The sequence below is a fragment of the Desulfamplus magnetovallimortis genome (genome assembly GCF_900170035.1).
GTDB lineage: Bacteria > Desulfobacterota > Desulfobacteria > Desulfobacterales > Desulfobacteraceae > Desulfamplus > Desulfamplus magnetovallimortis.
This window is the reverse complement of the sequence record NZ_LT828563.1, coordinates 6,016-22,495: the sequence shown is the minus strand read 5'-3', so window position 1 is coordinate 22,495 and position 16,480 is coordinate 6,016. Positions and strand designations below refer to the sequence as shown.

Below are 16,480 nucleotides of genomic sequence, written 5' to 3'. Positions count from 1 at the left end.
GAAAAACAGGGCATCCTTCATTTGACCCCAAAATTACTTTACACTTTTTGTGAGAGATTCCCGCAACTCAGAGTTTTCTATCTGGAAAGTGTAAACTGGGAAATGAAGCTTGCCAAAAATAGATAGAAAAAACATTGAGCAAGCCAAAGTTTTCATTTCTTTTTGTCACTTATCTTTTTTTCTGCTGATATAGTCAAATGCAATTTTCAGGTTTTGTTGCTTTTCAATGATAACCATACGCTTAAGAGTATTTATTAATTGATCGCGGCTGAAATCTGCCCTTGATTCAAGCTCTAATATGTGCTTTTCCATGGTTGTCTGAAGTTGTTCAACATGTTTCTCAAGAAGTGCAACCCTGCTGTAAAGTTCACTGTATTCCCTTACCGAAACTCCGGAGCATTTAACATTATCTTTTTTTGTTGCAGCAGAATTATCTGCAAACTCTGCACCATTATCACCATCATTTACTCCAGGCAAAAAAATCCCGATCCCACCCTTGTCTGAAATTACCTGTTCAATAACATTAGCAGATATATGTTCAAGGGAATCGGCAAAACCATATACCAGGCATGCATCACAGAGAAGATTGACAACCCTGGGGATACCGCCGGAAGCATTTATAATCATTGTAAGGGCATCTTTTTCAAAAAGATCAGGATCTCCTCCGGCCACCTTAATCCTGTGTGCAATATAATTGAGTGTCTCATCCTCCTCCATGGGGGAGAGGTGATAACTTACTGCAATTCTCTGTGCAAATTGACGAAGTGCAGGAGAGGCTATCTTCTCCTTGAGTTCAGGCTGCCCCACAAGCATAATCTGGATAAGCATCTCATCATCTGTCTGAAGATTGGATATCATGCGGATCTCTTCAAGAACTTCATGTGAAAGATTCTGGGCCTCATCAATTATTAAAAGCACTTTTTTACCTGAGCTATAGCAATCAATAAGGTACTTATAAAGAAGCTCAAGGGCAGCGCCTTTTGTCAATCCTGAATCAAAAGGTATTTCAAATTCAGATAGAATAAGATGAAGGAGGTCATTGGAAAGAACCATTGTATTAAAAATAACAGCCACTTCCATTTCTGACTCAACTTTATTCAGAATATGGCGTACAAGGGTAGTCTTGCCCATTCCAATATCACCTGTGAGCATTATAAAGCCCACTTTTTCAGCCAGGCCATACTCAAGGTATGTGAGGGCATTCTGATGACGGGAACTCAAGTAGAGATATGCAGGGTTGGGCACAAGGCCAAATGGTTTTTCAGTAAGACCGTAAAATTGAGTGTACATATTACATTTACCTTTTGCAGAACACTTCCTCACTCATGCTTTTAAATCAAAGCACAAAACAAAGCAGCTTTTACCGTGGAAATAGATACATTATTTTCATGGTCGGGGGTGGCGAAAGGTCCGCAATGTCCGTTTACTTTGGCAACATTGTATTTACCTTTTGGAGATATTTTCGTCACTCCTGCTTGTTAAGCACAAAACCAAGAAATTTTTCCTTTGGCAACATGGAAACCGCCTTTTTAACATCCTGCTCCGGGGTGACACCTGCTTCCACCACCATGATAATGCCATCCATCATGGGAGCCATTGATATAGCCTCGGCATGATCCAGAACCGGAGGAGCATCAAAGAGCACATAACGGTCATCGTAACGGGTTTTCATCTCCCTCACAAGCTCTGCCATTGCATGGGATGAGAGAATCTCCGAACCATCCAGTACAGTGCGGTTACCGGAGATTATGGTAAGTTTGTCAATACCTGGCCAGATGATCAGTTCATTTAGAGGCACCTCTTCCATGAAGTAATCAATCAGGCTGAATTGACTGTCAATACCAAGATACTTGTGAACATCCTGGCCTGTAAAGTCACAATCAACAAGAAGAACTGTCTGGTTCATGGCCCGTGCAAAGGTAAAGGCCATATTTATTGCATTTACTGTCTTGCCCTCTTTCTTTCTGGCACTTGTAATCATTATAGTATTGAGGGTACTGCCTTCACTGCGCTGCTGGATGCGGGTTCTTAATATCTTGTAGCGCTGGATCTCGTCAGCAGCCGGACTTATACATACTCCTCTGTTTGCAGCCACAACAGAAGGATTTATCCTGAAGGTCTGGGAACTTGAATAAACAGGTTTTTTCCATGTTTCATGTTTTTGCCCCCCTGGTTGTGGGTTGTTTTGTTGAATTGGTTGCGTCTTGTTTTGAGTTTTTTGCTGAATTAGTTGCGTCTTGTTTTCAGTTTTTTGCTGAATTGGTTGCGTCTTGTTTTCAGTTTTTTGCTGAATTAGTTGCGTCTTGTTTTCAGTTTTTTGCTGGGTTGATTGGGAGTTATTCCCAGCTCTTCCCACTTCATCCTGGGCATCATGTTTTATAGCAAAATCAATATTTTCAGGCTGTGAATTATTCACAGCACCCCCACCTTCATCAGCATGTTCCATGACTTCCACAACATCTATTCTCTCTTCAGGTGACATGGCGGGTTCAACATCCAGTTTCTCCCTTGCATCCCTTGCTTTATCCAATGCTTTTCTGAGCTTCATCTTAGAAATCCCTTATCATGAGAAACGATTCATTATTTTAACATAAAGAACATTGAGATCCATCACATAAATGTGAAATGCAGCAAGTCCACCTGCCACAAACAGTATAACCGTTACAACCGCCACGCTAAGTTTGAAGCTTCTTCTTACTTTATCCTGAAATGTGACAATCCTGGGAATTTCCACAAGCACGGGAAATCCAGTTACCCGTTCCAGAGTCATGGCGCTTCTGAATGAACTGTCGGAAAATTCAACAAGAGCTGCAAGACCAACACCGGAACCTATGCCGAGAACCACACCTATAAGAACAATGGCAAGCCGATTGGGCTTAAATGGCTTTTCAGGCAGACGGGCAGGCTCTATAAGGGTAAAGCGCTCCCCTTTTTGTTCAGTCTGAAGGGACAAAGATAGGCTTGCCTCCATTGATTTCTGCTGAAGCTCGTTGTATTTAAACTTGAGGTTGTTTATATCTGCAAGAAGGCTGTTGTAGGTCTCCTCAACCTTTGGGGTTGCAGATACCTTTGCCCTGTACTCCTGGGCCTGCTTTTTCAAAAGTGCAATCTGCTCCCTTACAGATGCCATATCAGAAAGAGTTCCGGCAAGCTGGGAAGAGATATTTATATAGACAGGATTATCAGGTTTACCCTTATTCTCGGCCCTCTTTGCATCCACCACCTTCTGTATCTTCTCGATCTCGCTTTTAAGCTTGACCACATCCGGATATTGATCCGTAAACTTGCTTTTCAGGTTGGCAAGCTGCATCTCCAGCTCCTTGAGGCGCACCTCTTCTCCCATGTCCAGATTGGGCGAAACGCTCACAAGTTGTGTCTCAAGGGACTCCTTTCTCTCCTTCAGGCTGTTGAGACGCTCCTGCTGACGTTCAATATCATTTTCAGTACGGCTTAAAAACTGCATGCTCAACTGAAAAAACTCGGGCAGGGAATCTATGTTCTCTTCCTTAAATTTTGACAGCATGGCCTCGTGTTCTGCCATGGATTTTTTCACCCGCTCAAGTTCCCCATTCAAAAAACTTACGGTCTCCTCGGCCTGCTGCTCCCGCACCTGAATATCTTCACTGAGGTAATATGAGGTTATAGTATTGACCACCTGCTGGGTCTTGGCTGGATTTTTACCCTCATATGAGATGGTAAAGGCAATGGTTGCAACCTTTTCCCGTCCTGTTCTGGGATCTGCCATCTCCACATTGACCGGTGTAAGCTTTATATCGCTGGTCATGATGGCAATGATCTCGTCTGCTGTCTTTTTCTCCTTAAGCTCTGGATAGAGGTTAAAGCGATCAATCAACTCCTGCAACCTTGCAGATGTCATAACCCTTTGATTGATGCTCTGGATTCTCTGCTCTGCAAAGGATGTCATACTCGCTTTTACATACTCCCCGGGAATTTCCTGCTCCTTTATTAATATGGTGGATTCGGACTTGTAAACCGGCGGCAACACAATGGCAATACAGACCGAAAGGGTAATCGTTAACAGGGCAGGAAGTATCATAAACCACTTCCTGCGGTTGATCATTGCAATGATATCCTGGGGCCCCAATACATTTTCTTCCATTCAATTTCTCCGATACGTACTGCAGTTGTTCATTAATTACTCCTAATCCTTGATTAAATTTTCCAACTTGCTGTGGTAAATGCTGTTAACTTGAGGATTACAATTCAAAGGTCTTAACAACCCTTGCCCAGATAACATTCCTCTCCCTGCTTAGATCAGTTTCCCTGTCTTCAAGACGTGTATATTTCCAGTTCAGCGATGCCCTCCAGGTGGGCAAAAAAAGCCAGGTTGCACCGGCAGCAGCATTATATGTCAGCTCATCTATATCGGAAGTGGTCTCCCTCTCTCTCTGGTTGAGATAGGTGCTTCCTGAAAAGTCTGTGCTCAATTTGTCCGTTATCCTCCTGGTGTATCCCACAGAAATGGCACTTCGTTCAGTTGTGCCGTTCATGCCGCTTGCAGCCCTTACATCCCGGGAGATATCAAGTGAGATCCTGTCGTACTCCCCCAAATAACTCATACCGGAAAAAAGCAGCCATCCCCATGTGGTTCCTGCATCATAATCATTTTGGGCATCATAAATCACGGTATCCTGATCCGCTGTGACAGAAAAACGGGATGACTCGTCAGAAAGTATGCAGCTTGTACCAGCTTTCATGAAAAAAGAGAAGCGCTCAGTGAGATCCCTTGAAAAACCGGCAGTAAGGCTCCAGACATCAGAGGTTGAATCAGCATAATAGGACTGAAGAAGAGAGGCCTGGGGATCGCCTTCCTGCTCATCAATGACAATTATAAGCACATCATCTGGAAGTTCGTCATAACCCACCTGGCGCACATCTTCATAATCCGATGTATAAGTTGTGTATCCGATATTAAAAATAGCTGTGGTATTTGCAAACCACTTTGAGATATTGCGGGAAAGGGTCAACTGGGCAGATATGCTGTCATTACCTTCGTTATCCGGAGCCTCAATATCTTCGGTGGTATATCCTGCGGAAAAGGAAAGTGCTGTTATTTCCGTAATGTGATATTGCCCGGAAAGGCCTCCTCTTATCTGCTTCCTATCTCCGGTGAGAATCAATCCTGTCTCTCCGACCTCCCTGTCTGTACGGGAATCCTCAAGATAACCTGCCGATGCTCCAAGGGTAAATCTCTCGGAAAAACGATAGTTCAGGTCTCCTGATCCTCTTTTATCAACAGAGTCAAGCTCATCAAAGTCCTGATAAAATATGGAATTAATCTCAGCCATTAGGTTACCATTCAATCTGGGACTTTTCTGTTTGATTAAAAAAGCTGGAGAGATGGTTGTGATAAAATCCTTTTCCTCTGAATTTCTGGTAAAAAGAATGTTGTCTGTATATTCCTGCTCCAGAGTAATGCGAGGCTCAAGAAAAAGGGTTTCAGCCTGGGCATAATGATAACCTCCGGTCATTACAAGCAGAGGCAGCAATATAACCAGATATTTCAAAACCATGCAAAAAATAAAAAACTTATCTTTTAAAGCATTTGCTTTCATAAACGGGCATGATTGTGTATCAATCACCCCCAACTATAAAAATGATAATCATTTTCACGGTAAAATAGTCCTCTTACGGGCATATTAGCCATTCACTGGAAATCACAACCCTTAAGGTAACAATGGCTTGTTCAATTGATATTACTGTACTTTATCGGCATCTATTGCATTTGTCTGAATCAGGATAACCAGGATTTGCAGGATGCTCAGGATTTTTATCCTGTAAATCATTATCATCCTGGGCATCCTGATTCTGACAGTAGTGAGAAGGCTCAAAAGAGCATTGGTGTCGGATTTGAATAAGTAAAAGTTCCCTGCACTAAAAAATGAGGCTGAAAAGGTTATTTCACCTGGTTTAACGGAATCCCCAATATCTCGGAAATCTGTTCTGGTGTACAACCTTTTTGCAGCATGAAATCAATTGATTTTTGCTTCATAAGTTCTTTTTCTTTGCGCTCTTTTTCCTTTTCTATTAAAGCAGCCTCTTTTTCTTTGCGCTCTTTTTCCTTTTCTATTAAAGCAGCCTCTTTTTCCTCTCTGGCTTTTCTAAGCAATGACCGTTCGGTACGCTGAACACGTATAAACTCTTCCTGAACGCGATACTGCTCCCGTAGATGCTCATCTTTTGTGAATGTCTGAAGCATTTCGTGTACCTCCCTGATGGCATGGTTATGGCTGACTCTGCTATCCAGAGGTGCTCTATTATCCTGGTCGTTGGCGAGGTAATAGCTCCACTCTTCAAGTTCATTGGCTGGTTTATCAGATGCTCGATTCTGAAGCAGGTCATAAATTTCTTAAGCTCAATATAATACAGATGCCAGTGATCTGCCAGAGGCTTATATGAGCGGGTGTTGAGCATTGAAAAGTGATTATACCAGAACGGCGCGTCCTCTTTTGAGTCAAACAGCGTTTCAACAAGAAAATGAATGCCGTAGCAGGGCTTCAGTTGATCATAATTGGCATCAGAACTCTTTTCCAGTTGATCACGGTACATACCGGCAAGATAGTATTTGGAGCGCTGGGGGAATATGTCACTTACTATCACTTGAACTTCAAGATCAAACCACTCCTTGGTGTTGCTCTCCCTGCCACGAATATCAAGGATGCCCTGTTTTTCATTTTTATACGGTCTGGTTGCATCAAATGGGTTCAAAATCTGGACATCTGAAAAACGCTTGGGGGAGTTTGTTGCTGCATTCAGAAGCGACAACAGAGGGCCGGTCTCTTTCTCCCTGCCAAATACCCATTTGAAGACTATGTCGTTATAGAGTTTTATTTTCATCTAATCATTCCAGAAAAACAAAAAATTCTACTTTGCATAATTACTCAAAATCCACATCTTGTTTGCTTTATCTGCATTTATTGCATTTGTCTGAATCAGGATAACCAGGATTTGCAGGATGCTCAGGATTTTTATCCTGTAAATCATTATCATCCTGGGCATCCTGATTCTGACAGTAGTGACAAGACTCAAAAGAGCATTGGTGTCGGATTTGAATAAGTAAAAGTTCCCTGCACTAAAAAATGAGGCTGAAAAGGTTATTGCACCTGGTTTAACGGAATCCCCAATATCTCGGAAATCTGTTCTGGTGTACAACCTTTTTGCAGCATGAAATCAATTGATTTTTGCTTCATAAGTTCTTTTTCCTTGCGCTCTTTTTCCTTTTCTATTAAAGCAGCCTCTTTTTCCTCTCTGGCTTTTCTAAGCAATGACCGTTCGGTACGCTGAACACGTATAAACTCTTCCTGAACGCGATACTGCTCCCGGAGATGCTCATCTTTTGTGAATGTCTGAAGCATTTCGTGTACCTCCCTGATGGCATGGTTATGGCTGACTCTGCTATCCAGAGGTGCTCTATTATCCTGGTCGTTGGCGAGGTAATAGCTCTACTCTTCAAGTTCATTGGCTGGTTTATCAGATGATCGATACCCATTTGAAGACTATGTCGTTATAGAGTTTTATTTTCATCTAATCGTTCCGGTTATTATGGCACCACAATCACATCCCCGCGATGCAGGAGTATATTTTGATCAAGGTTTTCACCTTCTGAAACATCCCTGTAGTTAAACATAAACTGAAGGGTCTTGTCGCCATCCTTTCTATATATGCGAATCTCTTTCTCTTTTGCAAAGGGGTTAAGCCCACCTGCCATGGAGAGAGCTTGAAGCACATTTATTCTGCTGTTTAGCAGAAAATGGCCAGGCTTGTTGACCTTACCTATGACATATAAAATCATGCTGCCAATCTGGGTAACACTTACCGACAATACTGGATCAGGAACATACTGCACAATCTTTTTTTCAAGCTCTGATGTCAATTCAGCAACAGAGCGACCTTCAGCCACCATCTCACCAACCAGGGGAAAATGAATCTTCCCGTCCGGCAGCACAATAACCTGCTTTGTCAATGCAGGATCCTTCCAGACAGAAATATCAAGAATATCACCAGTGCCAATACGATAATCCTCCAAAGCAGGAAGAGTATCAGCTAAAACAGGGGAAAAAATAGCAAAAATCGTGTAACAAAAACTGATTAAAAATGTTTTTCTGATCATGATATGTTCCTTTTAAAAATTTTTGCAGGATTTGATTGACTTTATGGTATCACATTGATACTAAAATTATCATGCCTAAAAAAATAAGACAACTACTAAAAGAGCTTGAGAATGCAGGATTTATCAACCGAGGAGGAAAAGGCAGTCATCGAAACTTCATACACCCCAAGGGGATTGTCATAACCATCTCGAGAAACCCTGGCAGTGATGCAAAACCGTATCAAGAAAAAGAAGTTCAACTAAAAATTAAAAAGGCCAAACAATGAAAAAACAAGATCATTTCCTTAAAATTGTTGAGTGGTCGGAAGAAGATCAATGTTATGTTGGTTCAATACCAGGATGGATCGGGAAGTGCTGCCACGGTGATGATGAAACAGAAGTCTATAGCCAGCTTTGCAAAATCCTTGATGAATGGATTGAACTTTATGAAGAGGATAATATTCCGCTACCTCCAACCATTGCAAACAAAAAATTTTCTGGTAAATTTCAGTTAAGAGTTGACCAAGAGCTGCATAAAGCACTTGCCATAAAAGCCCTGCAAGCCAATGAGAGTTTAAACAGTTTCTGTGCAAACATATTAAGAAAAACGGTTTTGCCTTCAATATCCCGTTTTTAATCAGCACAAAAGTCACATAACCATCCAGTTCCATCTGATGGGCAATCGCTTTGAGTTGCTCCAGTTCCGTCCCGCCCCCCACAAGGGTCAAGTGAATGTCCTGTCGATTCATGACATGGACCAGCCATGAGATGCCGGTCAAAATGCACCCTTCATTTTTTTGATGATGGATTTTGCCAAGTTGTCATTCACTTCCCTGTGACGCGGTACCGGTTGAGACTGCTTTGTCGCAGAATTGGTGTACCAGTCGTGGGAAGCGCCATGCCTGACAAGCACACACCCCATGCTTTCAAGTGTTTTTAGCAACTCCCGTCTTTTCATCACGCAACTTCCAGCACTTCCACCTTTCGGATAAAAGGAATCTCATCGGATTCAATGTCTGTCAGCAGCTCTTTCAAATTTTCAATCAGCTCCTCTTTTGAAAAACCCTGGGTCTGATAGTCGGGGTAATCATTGATATATCCAAGAAAATAGTTGCCATCCTTCCAACATGTATATTTTATACGTCTCATTATGCTTCCTCCGTATGCCATAACAAAATACAAATCTTTCGAATACACGCATTACCAACAAATACCATCATACCCCTCACCGCTTTTCATGCCATTGACCCCGCGTACCAGATCCACCACCACCTGCCCATCTCCAACCTGAGAAACAATATCCTTGAATTCAGACGAGTTATTACCAATGACAACGGTCTCGGCATGATCCAGCACGCCAGCCATGGTGGATACCATCAATTTGGAGATGTGGGGAATTCGATTCAGGATTTATCCCGAAATCGGAGGGAGGCTGAACGTCCGCCATGCCCGTTTAGTCAGCACAAAAGAGTCTCCATCCTCTCATTACTTGCTTTCCATGACCATATTAAAAAGCACCTGTGCCGCACTCTTTTCCGGAAAGTCCGCCTCGTTTTCCACAACCTTCCGAAGCACTTTTGCCGCCTCAGCATTACGCCCCATCTCATGATAGAGAACCCCAAGATGATATGCAATCACAGGATGCTCCGGCACCTGTTGCAATGCATCTTCAATATATTGTGCAGCCCTTTCGATATTACCTCTTTTAAATTCGATCCAGCCAAGGGTATCTTTTATATATGGGGAGTCAGGCTTAAGGCTTAAGGCTTTTTCAGCAAGATCAAAGGCTCGCTGTATGGCCTCGGGAGAAGGGGTCTTCTCCACCAGCAGAAATGCCAGGTTGTTGGCAGCATCAGGAGAGTCAGGCACCTTGTTTAAAATCCCCTCATAGACAGCCATGGCTTTATCATACTGCTTCTGCTGTTCGTACATGTTGCCAAGGGTGTTTGCCGCTGCAATGTTATCCGGTATATCCCTGCACAGAGCTTCTGCCTTTTCTCCCATACCTTTTGCAGCATAGTAGCGCACTAAAAGCACAATAAAGTTATCAAAATCAGCCTTTACAGCCTTGTTGTCGGGATTTTTTTCCACACGCTGCTCCATGATGGAACGGGCAGCCTCAATATCCTCCTGAAGCAGATGAATTTCCGCCATTGCCTTTAGAAGATCATCTGAACCAGGCTCTTTTTTCAATGCGGTTTTAAGGCCGTCAAGGGCAAGGGCATAATCTTTGTTAAGGGCATGGGCACGGGCAAGACCAACATGGGCTGCCATAATATCAGGATGATCATTTACCACCACCCGAAATGCTGCCACTGCCCCCTCACCATTTTTTTCCGAAAGTAGAATATTGCCCTGTATCAGATGGGCATCCACGTTTTTAGGGTCATTTTTGAGCACATCCTCCACAATGGGCTTGGCAGCGGCTGGATCTCCCTGCTGAAAAGACAATTCAGCAAGGGCTATCTGAAATTTTACCCTATCAGGATCATCAGGCTCACCATGGAGGGCAAGCCCTTCCCTGAGAACCTTCCCTGCCTTTTCATAGCTTTTTTCAGCAGCATAAATCTGACCGAGCTGGCGCCTGAGCATAACAGATGCAGGATCTCTTTCAATGCCCTGCTCCAGCACCAGGATGGCCTGCTCCTTTTTCTGGTTCTTGAGCCAGAACGCTGCTGCAATTCCACGCTTCTCTTCACTTTCCGGTGCAGATGCAACAAGACTCTCCATAACTTCCACAGCCCTGTCATCCTGCCCCCTTGTGAGAAAAAAACCGGCAAGATTCATCTTGAATCCGTCGTTTTCCGGTTCAAGGGATATGGTTCGCTCCAGAAGCTTTTCCACTTCACTGTCATTTTTTTTCCCTGCCTCCATCTGGGCCATGGTAAGCAGCAGGGGAACAGAAACAGGATTTTTTTCAATGCCCTCCCTGATCAATGCCTCGGCTCCGGTGATGTCACCACCTTCACGGGCAATGGCCGAAAGCATCAAAAAGATATCAGGCATGGTTTGGCCATCTCCCCTGAGAGCCAGCAGGATCTTTTTGGCATCATCAAAGTTTTTTCCAGACATCAATACAGATGCTTTCATCATGAGACCATCCACATTGCCGGGTTCCCTTTTTAAAATCTCCTCTGCCTGCTCCATGGCCTGATCAAATCCCCTGCCACCTATGAGCAGGCGGCCAAGATTTACACGGGCATCCACATTTTCAGGATCAAGCTTCACAGCTTTCATAAAAAAACCATAGGCTTTTTCAAAATTTCGCTCCTGCTGCTCCACCTTCCCCAGCAAAAGATATGGTTCTGCAAATTCAGGGTCGATCTGGATGGCGTTTTTAAATTCCAGCCTTGCACGAATCATGTCTCCTTCTTCCATAAGGCTTTTTCCCTTTTGAAGGAATGCCTGTTTTTTCTCATCAGGAGAGCCGCAGCCGGCACACAATATCAGGCACAACAATAAAATTATTGAATTTCTATTAATCATAAAAGTTTTCCTTTAATACGGACTTAAAGTCGAAGTTGGGGTTGGTTCTAATTTCGGCCATTTGTCTGAATCAAGATAACCAGGATAAAAAAGATGTTCAGGATACTTACTTAATCCTGCCTTATCCTGTTAATCCTGGGTATCCTGATTCAGACAGCCTCACAAAGTTTAACATTGGCCGAAATTAGAACCAAACCCTCGAAGTCATATGCATGACTCTATATTAAGATTTCTGGCGTATGCAATGGTTGAATCAATTCCTTCAAGAAGTGTCGGTGTCATACAAAGAACCTTTTCAAAAATCACATACACTGTTTCCGATTTATATTCATGGGCAATTTCATTTCTCAACATACGGATACCAATAAAGGCATCAGCATCCGAAATAAGTTCTTTTTTGGCAGCCCTATTTATTCGGTCTCTTACCGTTCCTGCATCCTCAAGCTCAACCACGTCTATGGTTCTGAAAACTTTCTGTATCAGAAGATCGCTGACTCTTGCAAAACGGCTTGTCAATGCCTCAAAGCTTTCAAGCTCTTCATTGTCAAGCCCTTCCATCATATCAATTCTGGAACACTTATCAAAGGAATATCTCAACACATCCGCAGCTTTTGCAAGCTCCAAAAGGTCGTTTTCAAGAATACCGATCCAGCGGTTCATATCAGTTGCACCCCATCCTCAAGGATCATTTTTACAAAAGGATCTTCATGATCATCGCTGACAATAATATCCACTTTCTGCTCTTCAATGCGCTTAAAAAGCTCGGTCTTTATTAAAAGCTTTGCCTCCAGAGCGTTAAGGGATGAAAAAACCAGAAGATCAATATCTCCACCCTTTTTATTATCATCTACACGGGAACCGAACAGGTAAATCTTTGCACAAGGATCTACCTTGAGGATACTGTCTTTAATGGCTTTTTTTTCTGTGGAGTTTAATCTCATGTAATTCCAGAGTCTTCTTGTTTAAAGAAATATTTTATACTCAACTTCAAAACCTGATAACCTCTCTTAAATCAACCCCAAAGCCCCTTTACTGCAAGCACCCCAAAGGCACCAAGCAGGGAAAGATCAAGGAAAGGATCTTCCTTTCTAAGCTCTCCAAGAAGCACCTCATAGCTGAAAAACAGAATGAGTACCCTGGCCATCACAAGCTTGAACCTTGGATCCTGCAAATTGACGCCCGGCAGATTGGGCAACAGAATCATCACGATAAAAATAAGTAAATCCAGAGTATTAACCTTAAAACCCTTTTGCCGGTTTGTCAAATTGAGCGTAGCAATTCCTGACATAACCACCAGCACAAAAAAAGATTGTTAAGATTTTCCAGCTCCGGAGCCATCCATGATACCGGCGTAAACGTGGAAAGATAGCAGATCAGAGGAATACTTCCGTAAATTGTGATGCGTGTCATCTCCTTTGCTGACACAAACTTTAACCGCTTTACCAAAAAAGCAACCACAATTAATATAAAGGCTACAGTTCCAACAGCACCCGAAACCTCCTGGCTGATAAAAGACTGAAAGATAACAACAAGATACAAACCCCACCTGAAAATAGCAAAAACAAGCCTGATGGCATAACCCCGTGCCTTGATTCTGGCAAGGATACTTTCGGAACGGGGTTCTCCTTTCCGGGAAGTACGAAAATGAACATCCTTTCGACGAAGAACCTCAAAACTCAGTACAATAATACCTGATAAAAAGGAAAAAATAACCAGGTTGACCCCGTTTGAGTAATACCTGAAGACAAAGGCACAGCCAATGAACATGGCCTGTAGCAGATATATGGTCATAACAGATTCTGAGTGATAAAGCCCAAGCTTCATGAGCTTGTGATGAAAATGATTCTTGTCCGGCTTGAAAGGCGATCCCCCCTTTGCCATCCTCTCAACCATCACAGTCAAGGTGTCAAGAATTGGAAATCCAATGAGAAAAAGCGGCATAATCTGATTATACGGAGTGCTGCACTGGGTGAGCATCAATGTAAAGACAGCACCGAGAAAACCAAGCATCTGGCTGCCGGCATCACCCATGAAAATAATGGCAGGATGGGTATTGTAGCGCAAAAAACCCAATATGGCTCCTATAACAGCCGCACACATCATGGTCAAAGCCATATTACCGCAACGATATGCCAAAATTGCAATACCTATGAAGCTTAACATGGATATTCCGCCGGCAAGACCGTCAAGCCCATCCGATAGATTAATGGCATTTGTCACGCCAACTATAAAAAGCATGGTCAAGCCGACTGAAAAAAAATAAGGTATCTCAAAGTCAGTGGAGACAATATTACCCAAATAGTGAATCCGAACCCCCCCCCATAGAATAACAACAAGTGCACCCGCAATCTGAGCCATAAGTTTTTGGGTATATTTAAGATTCCTGATATCATCCACAAGGCCAAAAAGCACTATAATACCGCACCCCACAAGAATGGGCTGTATGTTATAATCCACGTTAACCCAGAGCAGAACCGGAACAAGAGTACCAAGTGCCATGGATATACCGCCGCTTCTCGGCATGGGCAGAACATGAACTTTTCTGGGATCAGGCTCATCCAGCAGGTTGACCCGAAAGGCCATACGTTTAAAAACAGGGATGAGGGCGATTGTTAAAAAAAGAGATAGGATAAAGAGGATGAATAGATACATGGGATAGGGGCTGTAATATTAAGAGTTAATAAAATCGAGGAAGGAATTTTGACGAGAATCATATTCCTTCTCTACATTTTTTGTAAGCCAAATTATACAAGGATTTTTAAAGAATGATATCCAGAAAGTGTCCCACTTTATGGCTGTAGCCGAAATAATCACTCAAAATCGACATCTTGCTGGCTTTTTTGGCATTTATTGTATTTGTCTGAATCAGGATAACCAGGATTTACAGGATGCTCAAGATTTTTATCCTGTAAATCCTGGTTATCCTGGGCATCCTGATTCAGACAGTATTAAGAAAGGATCAGGGTGAGGTTTCAGCATTTCAAGCAGATCACCACGCCTGAAAGTAGCGGATAGTTGTTGCAATGAAATCACGCGATCTCCATAGCACTTTTTCAGTGCCTGGGAGATGCTTTCACAAGCTTGCCCATGGTATGTGGCAAAGCGCTCATCCAGAAGCGTATTCATCTCTGCAAAATTACGATGGGATAACTCCATGATAGCGATACCATGCGCTTGTAATAAGAAACGCCCAATCATCATGGCAATATAATGTGACCCATAGGGCAAAAATTGAGGTGGGTTATCACTGGAAGGACGCTTTCGTTCATTTTCAACTTTTCTGAAAATTCGTGTGGCAATGATCGCCTGTGCAGCGCTTAACGTATTGAAGATCTCTTCATAGAGCTTTCCAAAGTGTTCCTTCCGCCGAAACTTTGCATGGTGAGGCTTCTCCCGCCAAACGGCCAGCACAGCCTCTGCCACGGTTAAACTTGATATAACATTGGCTCCGGCACTACTCTCATCTTTTTGACGCTTATATGTAAACCCTAAGCCGGAAAAATCAATCTCTAACTTTTTCTGCACTTCATCGTTTGAATGAAGATCCCTTAAATCCACCGGATTCTGACTGTTTGTGGCGTAAGTAATATCATTTACAAAATCCTTATTCTCATCTGCCATTTGATAGATACGAATCATGACATAAGCAGATTCACCGACTATATCAGGGCCGTGTGATTTAAGGGTCTGATGGATGGTTTTGCAGGTTTGTCCCCCATTGATCACCTGCATATTGACCGTCTTTACGTGATAGTCAGCTTTCTGAAAAGCATTGTAATCAAACTTGTCACAGACAACAGTAATACCATTGTTGTAAAAATAAAATTTATCTGATTTATCCGAACAAAGGGTGTCATGGATGGCCATATTAACCCGATTACTGTGCAAGCCAAGGTATCGCCTGATGTTTCTCTGCAACAAACGATCCCCATGTTCTTCAAACAACCGAGATATGGCGTGAACGGAAATCCGACCCACCAGGACACGCATGTAATTCATATCTTCCACAATAATTGGGCCGTTTAAATGCAACGTCGCGTCAACTTTTTTGGGCTTTTGCAGTATATTTACAATGGAGTCATGATTAAAATGGAAAAAATGGACCTTCTCCGGAAAATCCTTTTTAATTTCATCAATCCATTGCCGAGCTGTATCATTCCACGCGGCACCGTTATTACAGAGGATAACCCGAACCTTTGGAATAAATGCGTCACGAATCAATGAGCGTATCTCTTCAATCTTTGGCGCAATGCGTTCATTCAATGTAACTTTTCGAAACGGATCAAACAGTACCTGAACTGTATTGACCGCTTTTTGCACGCCATTTTCAGGAAAATTCGCGACTCCGCTTAAATCTTTAATTTTATACTTTCCTTGAAAAATGGTTACAAGAAACTCTCCATCTTCCACTTCCCCAATGTGCAGCCCATCAACACCGGCATCATTCCCCCCTTCGGTCAGAAGCTCAACGCTCTCTTCCAATGAAATATCCAGGCTTTTTGCCATGCATAGCAAAATAAAGGCAGCAGAGCGCTTTCTATTTTCATCTTTTCCAAAATGATCGACCCATTCCGGATTCTTCTCAAGAATACCCGTCAATTGCTGATCAATGATACTTGCATTGATGTTCATGTTGAACGTCTCCAACTCAACCGTCAAAGTTCCCCCTCTCCATTTATGGAGAGGGGCCACGGGGTGCGGTTCTATTCACCCTACCCAATTTTCCAGATTCAATCCACTCACTCTTTGGAACTCTTTATCGTTGTTTGTAACAAGAATCATATTTGAGGAATAGATGCATAGGCGGGAAGGGTTCACACATTACAAAAGAGAAAAGCTTCGCAACACATGGGCAAGCCTTTCATCTGTTTGAGAAAGTTTTTT

At 42.8% G+C, this 16,480-nt stretch carries 19 protein-coding genes; 2 read left to right on the top strand and 17 right to left on the bottom strand.

What is annotated here, in order from left to right; translation table 11 throughout:
* Positions 1-165: 165 nt before the first annotated feature.
* The 8 genes from MTBBW1_RS24790 to MTBBW1_RS24755 form a co-directional block, all read right to left on the bottom strand.
* Positions 166-1,290 carry an ExeA family protein gene (locus MTBBW1_RS24790; RefSeq protein WP_080808942.1) on the bottom strand — a complete coding sequence of 375 codons (1,125 nt, stop codon included), beginning with the start codon at positions 1,288-1,290 and terminating at the stop codon, positions 166-168.
* Positions 1,291-1,465: 175 nt separating this feature from the next.
* Positions 1,466-2,548 carry an AAA family ATPase gene (locus MTBBW1_RS24785; protein WP_080808939.1) on the bottom strand — a complete coding sequence of 361 codons (1,083 nt, stop codon included), beginning with the start codon at positions 2,546-2,548 and terminating at the stop codon, positions 1,466-1,468.
* 15 nt (positions 2,549-2,563) lie between these two features.
* Positions 2,564-4,120: a GumC family protein gene (locus tag MTBBW1_RS24780; protein WP_080808935.1), complete on the bottom strand. Its 1,557-nt coding sequence runs from the start codon at positions 4,118-4,120 to the stop codon at positions 2,564-2,566.
* 97 nt (positions 4,121-4,217) lie between these two features.
* Entirely contained in the window at positions 4,218-5,528 is a 1,311-nt protein-coding gene (locus MTBBW1_RS24775) for a porin family protein (protein WP_139786891.1), read from the bottom strand.
* 389 nt (positions 5,529-5,917) lie between these two features.
* The gene (locus MTBBW1_RS28735; protein WP_080808926.1) at positions 5,918-6,130 is read right to left on the bottom strand and encodes a hypothetical protein; all 213 of its coding nucleotides are present in this window, start codon (positions 6,128-6,130) and stop codon (positions 5,918-5,920) included.
* Positions 6,091-6,858 carry an Rpn family recombination-promoting nuclease/putative transposase gene (locus MTBBW1_RS24765; RefSeq protein ID WP_080808920.1) on the bottom strand — a complete coding sequence of 256 codons (768 nt, stop codon included), beginning with the start codon at positions 6,856-6,858 and terminating at the stop codon, positions 6,091-6,093. The genes MTBBW1_RS28735 and MTBBW1_RS24765 overlap by 40 nt, the downstream gene beginning before the upstream one ends.
* Before the next feature lie 257 nt (positions 6,859-7,115).
* A complete protein-coding gene (locus MTBBW1_RS24760) occupies positions 7,116-7,376 on the bottom strand; it encodes a hypothetical protein (RefSeq protein ID WP_080808915.1) in 261 nt (86 codons plus the stop codon).
* Between the two features lie 185 nt (positions 7,377-7,561).
* Entirely contained in the window at positions 7,562-8,131 is a 570-nt protein-coding gene (locus MTBBW1_RS24755; protein ID WP_080808912.1) for a polysaccharide biosynthesis/export family protein, read from the bottom strand.
* Between the two features lie 71 nt (positions 8,132-8,202).
* On the opposite strand from MTBBW1_RS24755, the gene MTBBW1_RS24750 reads away from it, so the two are divergent.
* Together MTBBW1_RS24750 and MTBBW1_RS24745 are read left to right on the top strand one after the other, a co-directional pair.
* The gene (locus MTBBW1_RS24750; RefSeq protein WP_080809042.1) at positions 8,203-8,397 is read left to right on the top strand and encodes a type II toxin-antitoxin system HicA family toxin; all 195 of its coding nucleotides are present in this window, start codon (positions 8,203-8,205) and stop codon (positions 8,395-8,397) included.
* Complete coding sequence (locus MTBBW1_RS24745; RefSeq protein WP_080808909.1) at positions 8,394-8,747, top strand: type II toxin-antitoxin system HicB family antitoxin; 354 nt, start codon at positions 8,394-8,396, stop codon at positions 8,745-8,747. Before MTBBW1_RS24750 ends, MTBBW1_RS24745 begins: the two co-directional genes overlap by 4 nt.
* A gap of 138 nt (positions 8,748-8,885) precedes the next feature.
* On the opposite strand, the gene MTBBW1_RS24740 is transcribed toward MTBBW1_RS24745, so the two are convergent.
* The 9 genes from MTBBW1_RS24740 to MTBBW1_RS24705 all read right to left on the bottom strand — a co-directional run bounded on the left by MTBBW1_RS24740 (position 8,886) and on the right by MTBBW1_RS24705 (position 16,228).
* Positions 8,886-9,068 carry a type II toxin-antitoxin system HicA family toxin gene (locus MTBBW1_RS24740; protein WP_080808905.1) on the bottom strand — a complete coding sequence of 61 codons (183 nt, stop codon included), beginning with the start codon at positions 9,066-9,068 and terminating at the stop codon, positions 8,886-8,888.
* On the bottom strand, positions 9,068-9,259 hold the full coding sequence (locus tag MTBBW1_RS24735) for a hypothetical protein (protein ID WP_080808901.1): 192 nt from the start codon (positions 9,257-9,259) through the stop codon (positions 9,068-9,070). The genes MTBBW1_RS24740 and MTBBW1_RS24735 overlap by 1 nt, the downstream gene beginning before the upstream one ends.
* A 51-nt stretch (positions 9,260-9,310) precedes the next feature.
* On the bottom strand, positions 9,311-9,475 hold the full coding sequence (locus MTBBW1_RS27555) for a hypothetical protein (protein WP_186441695.1): 165 nt from the start codon (positions 9,473-9,475) through the stop codon (positions 9,311-9,313).
* 120 nt (positions 9,476-9,595) lie between these two features.
* Positions 9,596-11,596, bottom strand: coding sequence for a tetratricopeptide repeat protein (locus MTBBW1_RS24730; protein ID WP_080808898.1), 2,001 nt, complete (start codon positions 11,594-11,596; stop codon positions 9,596-9,598).
* Positions 11,597-11,800: 204 nt separating this feature from the next.
* Positions 11,801-12,256 carry a hypothetical protein gene (locus MTBBW1_RS24725; RefSeq protein ID WP_080808893.1) on the bottom strand — a complete coding sequence of 152 codons (456 nt, stop codon included), beginning with the start codon at positions 12,254-12,256 and terminating at the stop codon, positions 11,801-11,803.
* Positions 12,253-12,537, bottom strand: coding sequence for a nucleotidyltransferase domain-containing protein (locus tag MTBBW1_RS24720; protein WP_080808890.1), 285 nt, complete (start codon positions 12,535-12,537; stop codon positions 12,253-12,255). Before MTBBW1_RS24720 ends, MTBBW1_RS24725 begins: the two co-directional genes overlap by 4 nt.
* 71 nt (positions 12,538-12,608) lie before the next feature.
* Positions 12,609-12,860 (bottom strand): hypothetical protein, encoded by a 252-nt coding sequence (locus MTBBW1_RS24715; RefSeq protein ID WP_080808886.1) that lies wholly within the window; start codon positions 12,858-12,860, stop codon positions 12,609-12,611.
* Positions 12,857-14,248, bottom strand: coding sequence for a glycosyltransferase family 4 protein (locus MTBBW1_RS24710; RefSeq protein WP_080808883.1), 1,392 nt, complete (start codon positions 14,246-14,248; stop codon positions 12,857-12,859). Before MTBBW1_RS24710 ends, MTBBW1_RS24715 begins: the two co-directional genes overlap by 4 nt.
* 267 nt (positions 14,249-14,515) lie before the next feature.
* Positions 14,516-16,228 carry an AIPR family protein gene (locus MTBBW1_RS24705; RefSeq protein ID WP_080808880.1) on the bottom strand — a complete coding sequence of 571 codons (1,713 nt, stop codon included), beginning with the start codon at positions 16,226-16,228 and terminating at the stop codon, positions 14,516-14,518.
* Positions 16,229-16,480: the final 252 nt, after the last annotated feature.